The following is a 15,408-nucleotide window of genomic DNA, read 5'->3' on the forward strand; positions in this document are numbered from 1 at the left end:
GCGGGCGTCGGGTCACCACGCGTCGGCCTGCCCGCCGGTCGGACCGGACCCGCGAGCGGTGGCCCGCGCGGCCCGCGGGCGCGACCAGGCGGTGAGGGCCGTGCCGAGCGCGGGGAGCAGCGCCGGGCGCGACAGCGGGGACAGCAGCAGTTCCGGCGCGCAGCACAGCACCGCCGCGTAACGCAGGGCGGCCCGCCCCGCGCGCTCGCCGGCCAGCGCCTGACCGGCCGCGGTGACGTGCTCCCAGGCCCGCAGCAACCGGTGGGCCCGGCCGCCCGCGCCCGCCGCGAACCGACGCCGGAAGTCGCGCTCGGCCGCCAGCGCCGCCGAGGAGGGGCGGCGGTCGGTGTGGTCGCGGTAGAGCAGGACGTCGTCCGGCAGCACCAGGACCCGGCCGTGCGGCACGAGCCGCAGCCACAGCTCGTCGTCCTCGCCGAGCCGCACGCCCTCGTCCCAGCCGCCCACCCGGCGCAGGGCGCCCACGCGGAACAGCGTCCGGCCCGCGCCGGTGATCCACAGCCCGGCGAGCACGTCCGGCCACACCGCGCGCAGCAGCCGGCGGCGTGGCCGCACGCAGTTCAGCCAGCGCTCCGCGCCGTCGAAGGCCAGCTCCACCTCGGTGGCGGCGACCGCCGCCGGTTGCCCGGCCAGCGCCGTGGCCAGCCGTCGGAGCGCCTGCGGCAGCAGCAGGTCGTCGTCGTCCAGGAACAGCACGAACTCGCCGCGCGCCAGCGCCAACCCGGCGTTGCGCGCCACGCCGAACCCGCCGCGCTCCGGCAGCCGGACCACGCGGACCCGGTCGTCGGCCCGCGCACCGAGCCACTCCGGGGTGTCGTCGGAGCCGGCGTCGTCGACGACCACGACCTCCAGCTCGGGCCAGTCCTGGGCCAGCACGCTCGCCAGCGACTCCGCCAGCAGCTCGCGCCGGTCGCGGGTGGTGATCACCACGCTGGTCATCCGGTGGCGCACGGCGCCGTCCCCTCGGTGTCGACCAGCAGCTGCCACTGGTGGGTGTGGGCGAACCGGAACGGCGCGGCGGCACGGGTTCCCCGCCGCCGCCCGGAGGCCAGCAGCCGCAGCGCGAGCACCGCGTCGTCCCTCTTGCGCTCGACCCGCCCGCCGGGCAGCCAGGCCCGCAACGACTCCCGCTCGGCGGGGTCCGGCATCCCGGCCAGCAGCGCCGGGTAGTCCCGCTCGGCGTAGAAGGTCCGGGCCGCGCGCGCCAGCAGCTCGCCGGCGGCGGCCTCCCGGATCACGCCGGCGGTCACCGCGGCCCGCGCGGTCGCCCTGATGTCCACCAGCGCGACCGAGAGCGGCCGGTAGCCGCCGAGCGCGGGCTGGTGCAGGACGGCCACCTCGTCATCGGCCACCAGGCGTCCGGCGCGGAAGTCGGCGAAGATCGTCCCGATGCCGACCATGCCGAACGCCGCGGTCTCCGCGGCGCGCAACGCGCCCATGCTCGCCGCGCCGAACACCGCGACACCGTTCGCCAACGCCCAGAGGATCTCCTTGTGCCACACCGAGGGCACCCGCTCGTAGCAGCCGTCCACGAGCAGGATCACACGTGCCCCGCCGGACACCGCGCGGTAGACGTCCCCGATCACCGCGGGACCGCGCAGGTCCGCTCCGGGCAGGAGCCCGGCCGCGCGCCGGTGGGGCAGCGTCGGTCCGAGGAAGACCACCGGCGCGCGGCCGTCGGCCCGGTCAGTAGAGGTCATGCGCCCACCTCAGCCCTTCCGCGACCACCTTGACCACCGGGATGCCGATGGACGGCTTGCCGAGGTCCACCACCGCCACCCGGCCGCCACCGGCGCGTCGAGCCGCCGCCAGCAGGAACCGGACCTCCTCGGCCTTGGTCGCCTCGGCGGGCACGGGGGAGACCGGCAAGCCCGGCGACGCGGGCTCGGCCAGCTCCTCCGCCACGGCGGAGCGCTGCGCCGGGTCGTAGTACCACTCGTAGCGGGAGCGCGGGATCGAGTCCCGCGCGCCGGCGATCACGGTGGCCCGCACCTGCGCGGCCTCGGTCAGCGCGCGGGTCACCGCCTGTTCCGGCCGGGGGTGGCACGCCGTGCCCAGCACCTGGGGCAGCGGGTGCAGCGAGCCCTGGTCCTCCTCGACCAGCAGGCAGTCGACCACCGGCAGCCCGACGGCGGCGCTGAGGTCCCGCAGCACCGGGACGACCCCCGCCGCGGCGAAGCGGTCCAGCAGCCCGCGGTTGACCGGGTCGGTGACCGCCGCGAGGTCGATGCGGTGGCTCGCCTCGGACTCGTCGCGCTCCCAGCAGGCGACCGCGTGGCGCTCCAGCAGTTCGCACAGCGCGTGGTGGGTGGCCCAGGTCAGGTCCGGCCCGGCGGCCAACCCGTTCGTGCCGCCCTGGCAGGCCGCCGGCGGCAGGCCCGGCTGGACGCGGTCGTCGCACTCCACCGCGTCCCTGGGCACCCAGCACGGCTCGCCGTCGGCGAGGTCCGTGCCCAGCACCCACGGGATCCGCCGGTCGTGCGCGGCGGGGTCGGGGTCGGGCAGCCGGTCGACGTCCAGCGCGCGGGCACCTTCGGCCACAGTGGACGGTCGGGCCCAGCGGGTGGGCAGCGCGACCCGCTCGGCGTGCCACAGCTCGACCGCCTCCATGATCGCCGAGATCCGCGCCTGCTCCGGGGTCGCTCCCTTGCCCTGCGAGACGGCGAGGCTCCAGGAGTTCGGCCGGATCGCGCACCACACCGGGATGCCGATGCGGTCGAGCCCGGTGACGTCGGCGACCCTGGTGATGCCGCAACGGCCCAGGACCGGGTCGAGCCGGGCGAGGGTCCCGGCGGGGTCGGCGTCGTACGGCCCGCGAGGCGGCTGCCACGGTCGCGTCGCGGTGGTGCTCACGGCGGCACCGCCCGTCCACCGCCCGGACGGCCTCCGCCGGCGGAGGCCGCCGGCACGACGGCCAACCGGCACGCGTCCGCGGCGGCGCGGGCGGCACCGGGCGGCTCACGCATCGTCGTACCGCGAGTAGATCATCAGGCTCGGCTCCCACCCGAGTTCCTTGAACAGCGCCGCCGCCTCCGCGTCGTCGGGGGAGACCTCGATGCGGTAGTGGTCGGCGCCACCGGCCCGGAGGTGCTCCAGCGCCGCGGACACCAGTGCCCGGCCGATGCCGCGCCGCCGCCGGTCGGGCCGGACGAACAGCTCTTCGACCACACCCACGTAGCCGGGGTAGGTGGAGTGCCCGAGCAGGTGCGCGGTGACGAAGCCGTCGGGCGGGCGGTCCGGACCGGTCCCGCTGATCAGGCAGGTGGACAACGGGTCCTCGACGGCCGCCCTCAGGTGCTCGGTGACCGCGGCGCGCTCCTCGTCGCCCAGCCGCTCGCCGGCGGCGCGCAGCACGTTGAGGTCCCACAGTTCGAGCACCGCGGGCAGGTCGTCCTCGCCCGCCGGGTGGATCGTCCGAGTGGCGGTCATGCTTCCCCCTTTCTCCAGGAGCGCGCGGGCGATCCCGCGCAACGCGCGGTGCGCGTGCCACGGCAGTGCGGTCGGCAGCCGCCTGCGCGGCAACAGCACCATGCCGTCGATGCCCAGGCCGGTCACCCGACCGGCCTCGTCCGTGACGAACGCCGTGCGGCGGACCCGCGCGCCGGTTCCCTCCAGCGCGTAGACCAAGGGTCCGTCCGGCAGCAGCCGGACCCGTTGCCCGGTCAGCGGTGTGCTCAGCCACAACGAGTCGTCGGCGAGCGACACCACGGCGTCCGGTGGCCTGGGCTCCAGCGGGTGGCCCGCTGGGTGGCGGTAGTGCCCGCACAGCCGCCGCGGGTCCGAGGGCCGGGGCCCGTGCCGCCGTGCCGCGCCGGGCCGTGCTCCATCGGGCTGTGCTCCAACGAACCGTTCTCCAGTGGGCCGTGCTTCAGCAGGCCGTGCTGCGGTGGGCCGTGCGTCTTCGAGCGGGGCGTCTTCGAGCAGGGCGGTCAGCACGCGGGGACCGAGGTCTTCCCCGAGCCGCCACGTGGGACCGTTGGCCAGCAACACGAACGCCAGCCCGGCGGCCGGCACCAGGAACATGGCGGCCGAGAAGCCGCCGTCGAAACCGTCGTGCCAGAACACCTCGTGCCCGGCGATGTCGAGCCGGACGAGGAACGGGCACTGCCGGGGCAGCGAGTCGTGCACCGCGAACGTGGCGGCGTCGAGGTGTTGGACCAGCGGGCGGTCCAGCAGCCGCCGGGGCTCCAGCAGCGCGCCGGCCAGCCGCGCCGCGTCGCCCGCCGTCGACACCAGGCCGAGCACGTCCGGCAGGTCGGGTTCGCTCGGCGGCACCGGCCGCCAGCGGCCGTCCTCCCGCTCCAGGGGGGTGGCCAGGTCGGCCGCGGCCGCGCCGAACGTCGTGGCGCGCAGTTCCAGCGGCCCCGTGATCGTGCGCGCGACGTGCTGCTGGAAGGGCTCGCCGACGCGGTCGGCGACCACGCGCGCCAGCAGCGCGAAACCGATGTTGCTGTACTCCCAGCGCTCACCCGGCTCGCGGCGGGGCGTCAGCGTGGCGGGCAGCCGCGCGGGGAGCGGCACGGCGTCGGCCAGCGCCTGCCGCCACGTGAGCACGTCGCCCAGCCCCGAGGTGTTGCACAGCAGGTCGGCGACCGTGACGGGCCGGCGGCCGGCGCCGCGGCGCACACGCAGGGTCACCGGTTCGCCCAGCGCCAGCTCGCCCCGTTCCACCAGGCGCAGCACCGCGACCATGACGACCTGCTTGGTCAGTGACGCGAGCCGGAACCGGGTCGTCCGGGTCACCGGCCGGTCGGGCGCGCGAGCGGAGCCCGCGCAGAGCACCTCCGGCCGCCTGCCGGGCCCGGCGATCCCCAGCGCGACGCCGGGCGCCTCCCGCGCGGCCAGGAAGTCCGCCAGGAGCGCCGCCAGGGCCGTGCTCCCGACCGGGCTAGGTGGCATGCGCGCCCCGTTCCTCGGCGCCCCTGATCCAGTCCTCCACCGCCTGCAACCGGCCGAGCACGGCGACGTCGCGCACCTCGGGCACCCGGTCCGGGTCGACGAGGCCCAGTTCGACGCAGCGGTCCAGGCCGCCCAGCCGGGCGTCCTCGTGCCGGGCCAGCGCCTTGCCGTAGAGCTGCTTCACCTTGGGCAGCGCGGCACGCGCGGACGGCGGGTACAGCGAGACCACCGGGCCCTTGCGGCGGTGGTACTCGGTCCCCAGCCCCGCGTGGTACCGGCCGCCGCAGTCCAGGCCCAGGCCGTAGCGGACGAAGGCCGGGTCCAGGAACGGGGCCCGCTCGGGCACGCCGCCGCTGCTGAAGTTCCCCATGTCGTCGTCGATCGGGAAGCAGGCGTCCCAGGCGTCGGCCCGGTACCAGGCGCGGTGGTGCGCGGTGTGGTTGGCGAGCTGCTCCCGCAACCAGTTCGCGGACCAGCTCTCCACCGCCCGCCGGTGGCCCTCGGCGAGCGCGGGGGTCGGTGTCACCTCGCACAGCTCCGGCCACAGGCACGCCCAGTACAGCCGGCTGGACACCGCGCGGGGCAGCAGCCCGGCCACCGCGGACAGCGCTTCCACGCCCAGCGCGGACCACCGCCCGGCGTCGTAGGCGTCGCGCAGGTAGCGCAGCAGCGCCCGCGGTCGGCGGACCAGCCTCGTCCCGAGGAACCGCGGCGCGCCGAACAGCTCGTCGCTGCCGTCACCGGTGAGCACGACGTCGCAGCCCAGTTCACCGGCGAGGGCGTTGATCCGGCCGAGGATGTGCGGTATGCCCCCGATCCGGGGACCGGTCGGGCTCCACGGCAGCGGTCCGGGCCGCGCCCAGCCCTCCATCTCCTCGCCGTCCAGCGAGTAGACCTCGCAGTCCACGCCGAGGTCGTCCAGCAGCCGCAGCGCCACCGTCGAGCTGCGCACGCCCGCGTCGTCGACCATGTCGATCACCAGCGCCACCGGCGTCGCGCCGGCGCCCGCGCACCGGCGCGCGGTGTAGTGGAGGACGGCGGTCGAGTCGAGCCCACCGGAGAACAGCACGGCGGGCCGCCGTGCGGGGCCGAGGCACCGGCCGACCGCCGCGTCGAACTCCTCGCGCAGCCGGTCCTCGTCCCAGGGCTGGTCCCCGATCGGCACGAACGGCCGCCGCAGGGACACGTCCGGCCACGGTGACACCGGGTGGAACTCGAACGAGATCGACGGCGTGGACAGGTACCGCGCCAACCGGTCGAGTGAGAACGCCCGGCCGACCACGGAATCGCCGGAGACCGGCGGGGAGTAGGTCGGGTACAGCGCCGACGATCCCGCACCCGGAGCCGCACCGGCATCGCTGCGGCTCCGGGTGGGGGAAGGCACCTGGCCAGATGCGGTCATGTCAGCGGCTGAGCGAGGTCAGCAGCGCGCGAACCCGGACGAACAGGGACTTGCCCTTCTCCTGCGCCGCCGGCGTCTCGAAGACGGCGGTGTAGCCGCCGCCGCCGCGAACGCCCCTGCGGTGGCCGCAGCCGTCGCGCGGCGTCGATTTCTTAGCCATGAACGCCCTCCCTGGTGATCAATGTCGTCGCTTGCGTCGGATAGCGACAGACCAGATATATCAGCGGGTCGAGGCGCTGCCACGGGCCAATCAGCGGGCCAATCGCGGAATGGTGGGGTCGGCCGGGACGGCGGCCGGCCGGTGCGTTCACGTTTTCGTGGTCCGGACCGGTGACGTGATCGCGCCTGCGGGCCACCGGTTTCCGGTGCCGTGGGCGTGTTGGCGCGTGGCGGGGGTTTCGCGGGCGGTGCACGGGGTAGGGCATTGGCATGTGCTCATCGGACGGACGGCACGGCCTGGCGCGTGGTAGCACGATCGCCGGGTTGGCCGGGCGGTTCGCCGAGCGCATGGCGGCGGTGCGGCCCCTGGTGGACGCGTCGTTCGTGCGGTCGGACTGGGCGCGGCGCAACGACGAGTTGGCACGCGACCTGCTGCCCGTGCCACCGGCGGATTTCCTGCGTCACCCGTCGATCGCCTTCCAGATGTTCGTCAACGAACGGCTTGTGCCGCACGAACTGCCGTACGTGCGGTCGCGGTTGACCGACGACCGCCTGCTCGCCGAACCGCCGGTCGGTGGGCCGCCGACGGTCCCGTTGCCGGACAGCGACGTCCGAACCTCGTCGAACACCGTGCACCAGCTGTTCCACCTGCTGCGCTACCAGGAGGCGACCGGGCGCCGGATCGACGCCGCCGCCACGGTCGTGGAATGGGGCGGTGGGTTCGGCGCGCTGATGCGCGTGCTCGTCGCACTGCACCGGGGCGAGCCGACCTGCGTCGTCTTCGACACCCCGGTGTTCAGCGCCGTGCAGTGGCTCTACCTGTCCGCGGTGCTCGGCGAGCAGCGCGTCGTGCTGCACGACACCGCGCCGGTGCGGCCGGTCGCGGGACGGGTGAACCTGGTGCCGATCGGACTGGTCGACGCGACGGACGTGGCGGCCGACCTGTTCATCTCGAACTGGGCGCTCAACGAGAGCACCCCGACGGCGAGGCAACACGTCGTGGACCGCCACTGGTTCGGCGCCGATTCGCTGTTGCTGGCGATGCACGCCGGTGACCCGTTCGCCGAAGTGGTGCTGGCGGCGGGGGCCCGAGCGGTGCCACTCGGTGATTTCCTGCCAGGGCAGCATTACCTGGTCGTCTGACGCTTTCCGGTTGTCCCGCTGAATGCGTTCAATTCGCCTCGAGCGGTTTGTGGCCGAGCGATCCGAGCGTGCGCGTCGGACCGGAAAACCGGTCGCCGACGCGTCGAGACGCGGTTATGGTCGTCGGGTGCCCGACGCGATCTTCGCCCACCCGCGCCTTGCCGCCATTTACGACGCCTTCGACGGGGAACGCGGTGATCTGACGGCTTACCTGGACATCGCCGACGAGTTGGGCGCGGATCGCGTGCTCGACGTCGGCTGCGGGACGGGGTCCTTGGCGATCCTGCTCGCCGACAGCGGGCGCGAGGTCGTGGCGGTCGACCCGGCCGGTGCTTCGCTGGCGGTCGCGAGGTCGAAGGACCGGGCCGGCCGGATCACCTGGGTGCACGGCGAGGTCGCCGCGGTGCCGAGCCGCGATGTCGATCTGGCGGTGATGACCGGGAACGTGGCGCAGGTCTTCCTGACCGACCACGACTGGGCGCAAGCCCTGCGGGGCATCCGCGCCGCACTCCGCCCCGGCGGGCACCTCGTGTTCGAGACCAGGCGTCCGGAGCGCCGGGCGTGGGAGGAGTGGGCCGCCGATGAGGCTCGGCTCACCCTCGACGTGCCGGGGACCGGACCGGTGGAGCAGCGTCGCGAGGTCACCGCCGTGGACCTCCCGTTCGTCTCCTTCCGACACACCTACCGGTTCCTGGCCGACGGCGCGGTCGTGACCTCGGACTCGACCCTCCGCTTCCGCGGACGCGCCGAGGTCGAAGCAAGCCTGACCGCGGCCGGCTACCGGGTGCGGGACGTGCGCGACGCACCGGACCGCCCCGGGCGGGAGTTCGTCTTCATCGCCCAGCGCACGACCTGAACCGTCCGAAAAGGACGATCACGCGACGGACCCGGAACACGGCTGGGCGCAGTCCTCGTCCGCGATCACCCTGGCGGCAGGTCGTCGTGGCCCTCATCGGACCGGCGACCGCTGTTCCCCGACCACCGTCAGCACCGCGGCGGTCGTCAGCGCCGCCCCGACGACGACCGCGCCGGTGGGTGCCAGCGCGGCGACGCCGAAAGTGGAGTTGACGGCGGCCCCGAGGAGTCCTCCGCCGGCGACGCCGAGTTGGACGGCGGAGGCGTTGAGGGTGATCAGCATGGCGCCGTTGTCGGGGTGGGTGTCCAGGAGGCGGTTGGTCTGCGCGGGCGTGAAGGTCCAGCCGAACAGGCCCCACACCAGCAGGCACAGGCCGAGCAGGAGCGGCGTGGTGGCGAAGGGCAGCAGCAGCAAAGCGGTCGCGATGACCGTCATGCTGGTCCACAGCACGCGCCGCCAGCCGAACCGGTCGACCAGGAAGCCGCCCAGCAGCGTTCCGCTGGTGGAGCCGATCCCGAAGACCAGGATCGCGGTGGCGGTCTGGGCCGCGGTCGCGCCGACGTTGTGCCGGACGAGCAACGAGATGTAGGCGTAGACCACGAATTCGCCGAGCACCACGGCGAAGGTCAGCACCAGGACGGCGAGCAGTCGGCGGCGGGTCAGGAACGCCAGGCGCTCGCGCATGCCCGTCCCGCTGACGGGGTGGTCGCCGAGCCTGCTGGACCACTGCGCGCCGGCGACGGCGACGGCGCCCGCGGCGACCAGGACCAGCACGAGCCGCCAGCTCAGCACCGAGGCCAGGTAGATGCCCAGCGGTGCGCCCAGGAGGGTCGCGGCGGTGAATCCACTGGAGACGATCGACAGCACCCGGCCCCGCCGGTCGGCGCCCAGCGCGAGCCCGCGGGCCGCGGCGTTGGGGATGTACGCGCACGCACCCAGCGACGCGATCAGCCGCCCCGCGACGAGCGCCGGCAGCGTACCGGCGGAGGCGGAGACGAGGTTGCCGACCGCGAACGCGCCGAGCCCGAGCGTGCACACGAGCCGCTGGGACCGCCCGCCGGCGAGCACCGCCAACGTCGGCGCGCCGAAGACGTACACCAGTGGGTACAGCGCGAGGGCCGCGCCCACCGCGCCCGGCTCGGCGCGCAGGTCGTGGCCGAGCTGCGGCAGCACGCCAGTGAGGATCGTGCCCTCACTGGCGACCACGAACGCCCCGAACACCAGCGGGGTCAGGCTCCACCACGTCGGAGTTCGCTTCTGGACAGCCGTCACGTTCGCTCGTCCTTGCCCGGTTCTCGTAGGAGCTGTGCGGTAGCGCTTCGGTGATCGTCTCGCGATGAGCTTGCCATGCCGCCGGCGTCGGCCCGTGGGGGAGCGGGTCGCACACCGGTGTCCCGGCGCTTGCGCGTCGGTCGGACCGACGGTTATGCTGTCGCCATCTCGTTCTCGTGGACGTAGGCGGCTCAGCCCCACCCACGAACCTCTCGGAAGTCCCGGCTCGGACGTGGCTCGACGCAGCCTTTCCCGACCTGTCGCCGAGGGCGCCGCCGCGGCGTGGCCGCGTTGTCCACCATTCCCTCGATCAGGGAGAAACCCTTGAAGCACAACGATTTCACCACCACCCGGCTCGCCTCCGGCGTACTCGACGTCGGGGACCGCCGGGCCGTGCTGCGCACCGACGGCTACCTGCCGGGCCCGCACGACGTCACCGTGCCCTCGCGGCTGGTGGCCGAGCACGGGCTGCGGCGCGGCGACGAGGTCCACGGCCGGGTCGCGCCCCCGCCCCACGACGGCAAACCGCCGTCGCTGGTCACCGTCGAAGCCGTCAACGGCGCGCACCCGCGCCACTCCCGCGCCCGGCCCGCCTTCACCGACCTCGTGCCGACCCACCCGAGCCGTCGGCTGCGGCTGGAGACCGAGGCGCACGAGTTGACCACGCGGGTGGTCGACCTGCTGGTGCCGATCGGCAAGGGGCAGCGCGCCCTGGTCGTCGCGCCGCCCAAGGCGGGCAAGACCACCGTGCTGCGGTCCATCGCCCACGGCCTGGCCAAGAACCACCCCGAGTGCCACCTGATGCTCGTCCTGGTCGGTGAACGCCCGGAAGAGGTCACCGACCTGGCGCGCGCCGTGCCGGCCGAGGTCGTCGCGGCCACGTTCGACCACCCGCCGCGCGACCACACCGCGCTCGCCGAGCTGGCCGTCGAACGCGCCAAGCGCCTGGTCGAACTGGGCCGGGACGTGGTGGTGCTGCTGGACTCCGCGACCCGCCTCGGCCGCGCCTACAACCTCGCCGCACCGGCGTCCGGCCGAATCCTGTCCGGCGGTGTGGACGCCGGCTCGCTCACCGCGCCCAAGCGGTTCCTCGGCGCGGCGCGCGACGTCGAGGGCGGTGGTTCGCTGACGATCATCGCCACCGCGCTGGTCGACACCGGCTCGGCGGGCGACGCGCTGCTGTTCGAGGAGTACAAGGGTACCGGCAACGCCGAACTGCGCCTGGACCGCAAGACCGCCGCGCGACGGGTGTTCCCGGCCGTGGACGTCCACCAGTCCGGCACCCGCCGCGAAGACCTCCTGCTCACACCCGCCGAGGCCGCCTCCACCCGGCTGCTGCGCCGAGCCCTGGCGGGCAAGGAGGACGCGGTGGACGTGCTGCTCGACGGCCTCCGCAAGACCGGCGACAACGCCGAGTTCCTGACCCGCCTCACGGCCACCACACCCCGCTGAGGGCGCGTCCGCGGCAAGCGGGCGACCGCCGACCACCGCACCGGTGCGACGGTCAACCTGCCCGCGGGGACCCGCGACCGCGTGAGGACGGCTCGGACGGCCTGGCCGATCCGGTGCGCGGCCGGTCGCCCCGCACGGTCGGCCGTTCCACGGGACACCCGAAGGCCGCGCTGAGCGCCGTGGCGCGACACTACGCGGGTGCTTCCCCACGACGCCGCACGGAACGCCGCCCACTACCTCGCCGTCGCCGACCGGTTGCTGCCGGGGAAGATCACCGGCTTCTACGTCGTCGGCTCGGCCGCCCTGGGCGCTTGGCGGCCGAACCGCAGCGACATCGACTTCGTCGCCGTGGTGGACGGCGGGCTCGACGACCGGCGGTTGCGCCGGTTGCGCGTCCTGCACGTGGTCGGCAACCTGCCGGCCGCCGCGCGGTCCGCCGCCAGGGCGGACCCGACCCTGCCCGGCACGATGAACGGCGTCTTCGTCCCGGCGGCGGACCTGGGCGAGCCGGTGACCGGGATCCGACCCCTGGCGTCGCACAGCGGCTGGTCCTTCGCCAAGGGCCGCGGCTTCGACGTGAACCCGGTCGGGTGGAAGGTGCTGCGGGAGGGCGGGATCGCCCTGCGCGGGCCGGAACCGCACCGGCTCGCGCTCGACCCGGAGCCGCACCGGCTGCGCGACTGGAACCTCGACCAGCTCCGCGGCCACTGGCGGACCTGGGCCGAGCGGCTCCTGGCCGGGAATGCGCGCGGCAAGCCGCTGGTGCCGGCCCATGCGACGGCTGTCTCACGCGTCCTCGGCCCGCCGCGCCTGCACCACACGGCCGTCACCGGTGAGGTGATCTCGAAGGAGAGCGCGGCCCAGCACGCGCTCGACACCTTCGGCGACCGCTGGCGACCCCTCATCCGGGCCGCCCTCGCCCAGCGCGCCAACGCGCCGGTGCCGGGTTCGCCGGCTCCCGGCGAGCTGATCCGGATGGCGGGCGAGTTCACCCTGGAGGTGGTGGCCGACGCCGAGCAGCGGGCGTGAACCGGTCGGATCGCCTTGAGAGGTGGCGATCCGGGGGTCGGGACGTCGGATGGGAGTGCGAGGGCTGCCGCCGCACGGGGACCGTGAGGGCAGCCGTTCGTGTGAACCGCCGGCGAGGTCGGCGCGTCGGCCCGACCCGCGCGCTATCCCTGCTGCGCAAGGCGCACAGCGGCGCGAGGGAAGGCGACGGGGTATGGCGGTGGAGTTCGGTCTGCTGGGCGAGGTGACCGCGCACGTCGACGGTCGGGCGGTGGACCTGGGACCGGCCAGGCAGCGGTGCGTGCTGGCGGCGTTGGCGGTGGACGTCGGCCGTGCGGTGCCGGTGGAGCGGCTGGTGGAGCGGGTGTGGGGTCCGGACGCGCCGGTGCGGGCGCGGACGACGTTGCACAGCTACCTCTCCCGGCTGCGCCAAGCCCTGGCGGACTCGGGCGAGGTGGACGTCGTCCGGCGGTCGGGCGGGTACGCCCTGGTGGTGGGCGGGTCCGAGCCCGCCGTGGACCTGCACCGGTTCCACGAGCTGCGCGGCCGGGCACGCGGCGACGACGTGGCGCTGCTGACCGAGGCGCTGGCGCTGTGGCGAGGGGAGGCGCTGACCGGCCTGAGCGGGCAGTGGGCGGAGGCGGAGCGCGAGCGCCTGCGGCACGAGCGGCTGGCCGTCCAGCACGACCTGGTCGACGCCAGGCTCCGCGCGGGCCAGGGCGGGGAACTGGTGGCGGAGCTGTCCGCGCGGGCCGCGGAGCACCCGTTGGACGAACGCGTCGCCGGCCAGTACCTGCTGGCCCTGTACCGCGGCGGTCGCCAGGCCGACGCCCTGGAGCACTATCGGCAGGTGCGGGAGCGGTTGGTGGACGAACTGGGCACCGAACCCGGTGCCGCGTTGCAGGACCTCCACCGCCGTGTCCTCACCGCCGACCCGTCCCTGGCCGCGGACGAAGCCGCGGCACGGCGTGTCAGGTCGCCGGCGGTGCCCCTCCAACTGCCGGCCTCGCCCGGGTCGTTCACGGGCCGCGTCCCCGAGTTGGCCGAGCTGGATCGCATCCTCATCGACGCGGCCGGCGCGGATCCCACCGCGACGCCGGAGGGCTCGCCCGCGGCGGGGTCCACGGTGCTGATCTCGACGATCGGTGGTGCGGGTGGGCTCGGCAAGACCTGGCTCGCGCTGGCGTGGGCGCATCGGGTGGTGGGGCGGTTCCCGGACGGGCAGTTGTTCGTGGACCTGCGGGGGTTCAGCCCGGCGGGGGAGCCGATGACGGCGGACGAGGCGGTGCGCGGCTTCCTGGACGCGCTCGGCGTGGCGGCCGAGAGCGTGCCCGTCGACCCGGACGCGCGGGTCGCCCGGTACCGCAGCCTGGTGGCGGGTCGGCGGATGCTCATCGTGTTGGACAACGCCGCCACCGCGGACCAGGTCGTGCCGCTGCTGCCGGGCAGTGCCTCGTGCACGGTGCTGGTCACCAGCCGCAACCGGCTACCGGGGCTGGTGGTCCGCCACGGCGCCCATCCCCTGAACCTGGACGTCCTCACCGACGCGGAGTCCCGGCAGTTGCTGGTGGCGCGGCTGGGCGCGGCCCGCGTGGCGGCCGAGGAGGCGGCGGTGGCCGACCTGGTCGGGCTGTGCGGCGGGTTCCCGCTGGCGCTGGGCGTCATCGCCGCCCGCGCCGCCGCCGAACCCCACCTGCCGCTGGCCGACACCGTCGCCGAACTGCGCGAGCACGGCCTGGACGCCTTCGACGACACCGACCCGGCCGCGAGCCTGCCCACGGTGCTGTCCTGGTCCCTGCACCGGCTCACCGAGCCGCAGCGCACCGCCTTCGCGCTGCTGGGCATCGCACCCGGACCCGACACCGGCCTGCCCGCCGCCGCCAACCTCACCGGCCTGCCCGAGCGCGAGACGCGCGCCACCCTGCGCGCCCTGGCCGACGCCTCCCTGCTCGACCGCGCACCCGGCGGCCGCTACGCCATGCACGACCTGGTCCGCGCCTACGCCACCACCGTCGCCCACGACCACCTGCCCGAACCGGTGCGGCGGACGGCGCTGGAACGGGTGCTCGACTTCTACCTCCACACCGCCCACACTGCCGGCCGCCTCATGGCCCCCCACGCCAAGTCGCCGACCCCGGAGCCACCCGCGCCAGGGGTGCGGCCGCACCCGCTGCCCGACGACCTCGCCGCGATGGCGTGGATGAGCGCTGAACACGCCCACCTGCTCGCCGCGCAGCACACCGCCGCCGCGCACCACCACTACCACACCGTCTGGCACCTCGCCCGGAACCTGGCCCTCTTCCACTGGCGGCGGGGACACCGCCACGACGAGCTGGCCGTGTGGCAGGCCGCCCTGGACGCGGCCGCCCACCTGCCGGACCCCGCCGCCCGCATCCACGCCCATCGACGCCTGGGCCGCGCCCACGCCCAGCTGGGCAGGCACGAGGAGGCCATCGAGCACCTGCGCCGGGCACTCACCCTCGCGGGACTGCACCACGACACCAGCCAACACGCCGACATCCACAACGACCTCGCAGGGGCCTGGGGACAGCGGGGGGACGACCACAAGGCCCTGCACCACGCCCGGCAGTCCCTGGAGCTGCACCGCACCCTGGACAACCCCGTGATGGAGGCATACGCGCGCAACAACGTGGGCTGGTGCGCCGCCCGCGTGGGCGACTACGACACCGCCCGCGAACACTGCCTGGCCGCGCTCGCCCTGCACCGACGCCACCACCACGCCGACGGCGAGGCGACCGCCCTGGACAGCCTGGGCTACATCGACCACCACACCGGGCACTACGAGCAGGCCCTCGACCACTACGAGCAGGCGCTCGCGATCTACCGCACCCTCGGCCACGTCCACTACACCGCCAACTCGCTCGACCGCCTCGGCCACTCCCACACCGCACTCGGGCGGCACGACCGGGCCCGCGCGGAATGGCGGGAAGCGATGGAGCTGTACCGGCAACAGGGCCGCGACACCGACGCCGAGCGCGTCCGGCGGCAGCTCGACGACCTCGACAGCGGCGCCGGGGACAGCGGAACCGGGGACAGCGGCACCGGAGACAACGGAACCGGGGACAGCGGCACCGCGGACGAGCCCGACGCGGTCGGCTGATCCTCGACCGGTTCGCCGCGGTGCTCGGCTGATCGACTGAAAACCCGACGTAACCCGGAGATCGCCCGACGCTCCTGA

The 15,408-nt window shown here is 74.8% G+C and carries 12 protein-coding genes; 5 read left to right on the plus strand and 7 right to left on the minus strand.

Translation table 11 applies throughout. The features are described 5' to 3' along the window. Window positions 1-12: 12 nt before the first annotated feature. The 6 genes from C8E97_RS13970 to C8E97_RS34515 form a co-directional block, all read right to left on the minus strand. Window positions 13-969 (minus strand): glycosyltransferase family 2 protein, encoded by a 957-nt coding sequence (locus tag C8E97_RS13970; RefSeq protein WP_121005573.1) that lies wholly within the window; start codon window positions 967-969, stop codon window positions 13-15. Beyond that, window positions 954-1,718, minus strand: coding sequence for a TfuA-like protein (locus C8E97_RS13975; protein WP_121005576.1), 765 nt, complete (start codon window positions 1,716-1,718; stop codon window positions 954-956). Before C8E97_RS13975 ends, C8E97_RS13970 begins: the two co-directional genes overlap by 16 nt. Next, window positions 1,705-2,871, minus strand: coding sequence for a YcaO-like family protein (locus tag C8E97_RS13980; protein ID WP_170211832.1), 1,167 nt, complete (start codon window positions 2,869-2,871; stop codon window positions 1,705-1,707). The genes C8E97_RS13975 and C8E97_RS13980 overlap by 14 nt, the downstream gene beginning before the upstream one ends. 105 nt (window positions 2,872-2,976) lie before the next feature. After that, on the minus strand, window positions 2,977-4,917 hold the full coding sequence (locus C8E97_RS13985; protein ID WP_121005582.1) for a GNAT family N-acetyltransferase: 1,941 nt from the start codon (window positions 4,915-4,917) through the stop codon (window positions 2,977-2,979). Continuing rightward, on the minus strand, window positions 4,907-6,301 hold the full coding sequence (locus C8E97_RS13990; protein ID WP_170211834.1) for an asparagine synthase-related protein: 1,395 nt from the start codon (window positions 6,299-6,301) through the stop codon (window positions 4,907-4,909). The genes C8E97_RS13985 and C8E97_RS13990 overlap by 11 nt, the downstream gene beginning before the upstream one ends. 19 nt (window positions 6,302-6,320) lie before the next feature. Beyond that, a complete protein-coding gene (locus tag C8E97_RS34515; RefSeq protein ID WP_170211836.1) occupies window positions 6,321-6,479 on the minus strand; it encodes a hypothetical protein in 159 nt (52 codons plus the stop codon). A gap of 269 nt (window positions 6,480-6,748) precedes the next feature. Between C8E97_RS34515 and C8E97_RS13995 the strand changes: the two genes are divergently transcribed. Together C8E97_RS13995 and C8E97_RS14000 are read left to right on the plus strand one after the other, a co-directional pair. Further along, window positions 6,749-7,621 (plus strand): class I SAM-dependent methyltransferase, encoded by an 873-nt coding sequence (locus tag C8E97_RS13995; protein WP_147455107.1) that lies wholly within the window; start codon window positions 6,749-6,751, stop codon window positions 7,619-7,621. A gap of 127 nt (window positions 7,622-7,748) precedes the next feature. After that, on the plus strand, window positions 7,749-8,477 hold the full coding sequence (locus C8E97_RS14000) for a class I SAM-dependent methyltransferase (protein ID WP_121005591.1): 729 nt from the start codon (window positions 7,749-7,751) through the stop codon (window positions 8,475-8,477). A 93-nt stretch (window positions 8,478-8,570) separates the two neighbouring features. On the opposite strand, the gene C8E97_RS34085 is transcribed toward C8E97_RS14000, so the two are convergent. Further along, complete coding sequence (locus C8E97_RS34085; protein WP_170211838.1) at window positions 8,571-9,749, minus strand: MFS transporter; 1,179 nt, start codon at window positions 9,747-9,749, stop codon at window positions 8,571-8,573. Between the two features lie 324 nt (window positions 9,750-10,073). On the opposite strand from C8E97_RS34085, the gene C8E97_RS14015 reads away from it, so the two are divergent. From C8E97_RS14015 to C8E97_RS14025, 3 genes are all read left to right on the plus strand, one after another. Next, complete coding sequence (locus tag C8E97_RS14015; RefSeq protein WP_342776218.1) at window positions 10,074-11,201, plus strand: transcription termination factor Rho, short form; 1,128 nt, start codon at window positions 10,074-10,076, stop codon at window positions 11,199-11,201. 198 nt (window positions 11,202-11,399) lie between these two features. Then, window positions 11,400-12,230 (plus strand): nucleotidyltransferase domain-containing protein, encoded by an 831-nt coding sequence (locus C8E97_RS14020; RefSeq protein WP_121005597.1) that lies wholly within the window; start codon window positions 11,400-11,402, stop codon window positions 12,228-12,230. A gap of 193 nt (window positions 12,231-12,423) precedes the next feature. Continuing rightward, window positions 12,424-15,330, plus strand: coding sequence for an AfsR/SARP family transcriptional regulator (locus C8E97_RS14025; RefSeq protein ID WP_121005600.1), 2,907 nt, complete (start codon window positions 12,424-12,426; stop codon window positions 15,328-15,330). The last annotated feature ends 78 nt before the right edge of the window (window positions 15,331-15,408 follow it).

The organism is Saccharothrix australiensis (genome assembly GCF_003634935.1).
In the GTDB taxonomy this organism is placed as follows: Bacteria; Actinomycetota; Actinomycetes; order Mycobacteriales; family Pseudonocardiaceae; genus Actinosynnema; species Actinosynnema australiense.

What these genes read in the sequence shown, in the direction of transcription:
- C8E97_RS13985 (WP_121005582.1), bottom strand. Translation starts at nt 4,917, where the DNA reads ATGCCACCTAGCCCGGTCGGGAGCACGGCCCTGGCGGCGCTCCTGGCG.
- C8E97_RS34515 (WP_170211836.1), bottom strand. Translation starts at nt 6,479, where the DNA reads ATGGCTAAGAAATCGACGCCGCGCGACGGCTGCGGCCACCGCAGGGGC.
- C8E97_RS13995 (WP_147455107.1), top strand. Translation starts at nt 6,749, where the DNA reads ATGTGCTCATCGGACGGACGGCACGGCCTGGCGCGTGGTAGCACGATC.
- C8E97_RS14025 (WP_121005600.1), top strand. Translation starts at nt 12,424, where the DNA reads ATGGCGGTGGAGTTCGGTCTGCTGGGCGAGGTGACCGCGCACGTCGAC.
- C8E97_RS13975 (WP_121005576.1), bottom strand. Translation starts at nt 1,718, where the DNA reads ATGACCTCTACTGACCGGGCCGACGGCCGCGCGCCGGTGGTCTTCCTC.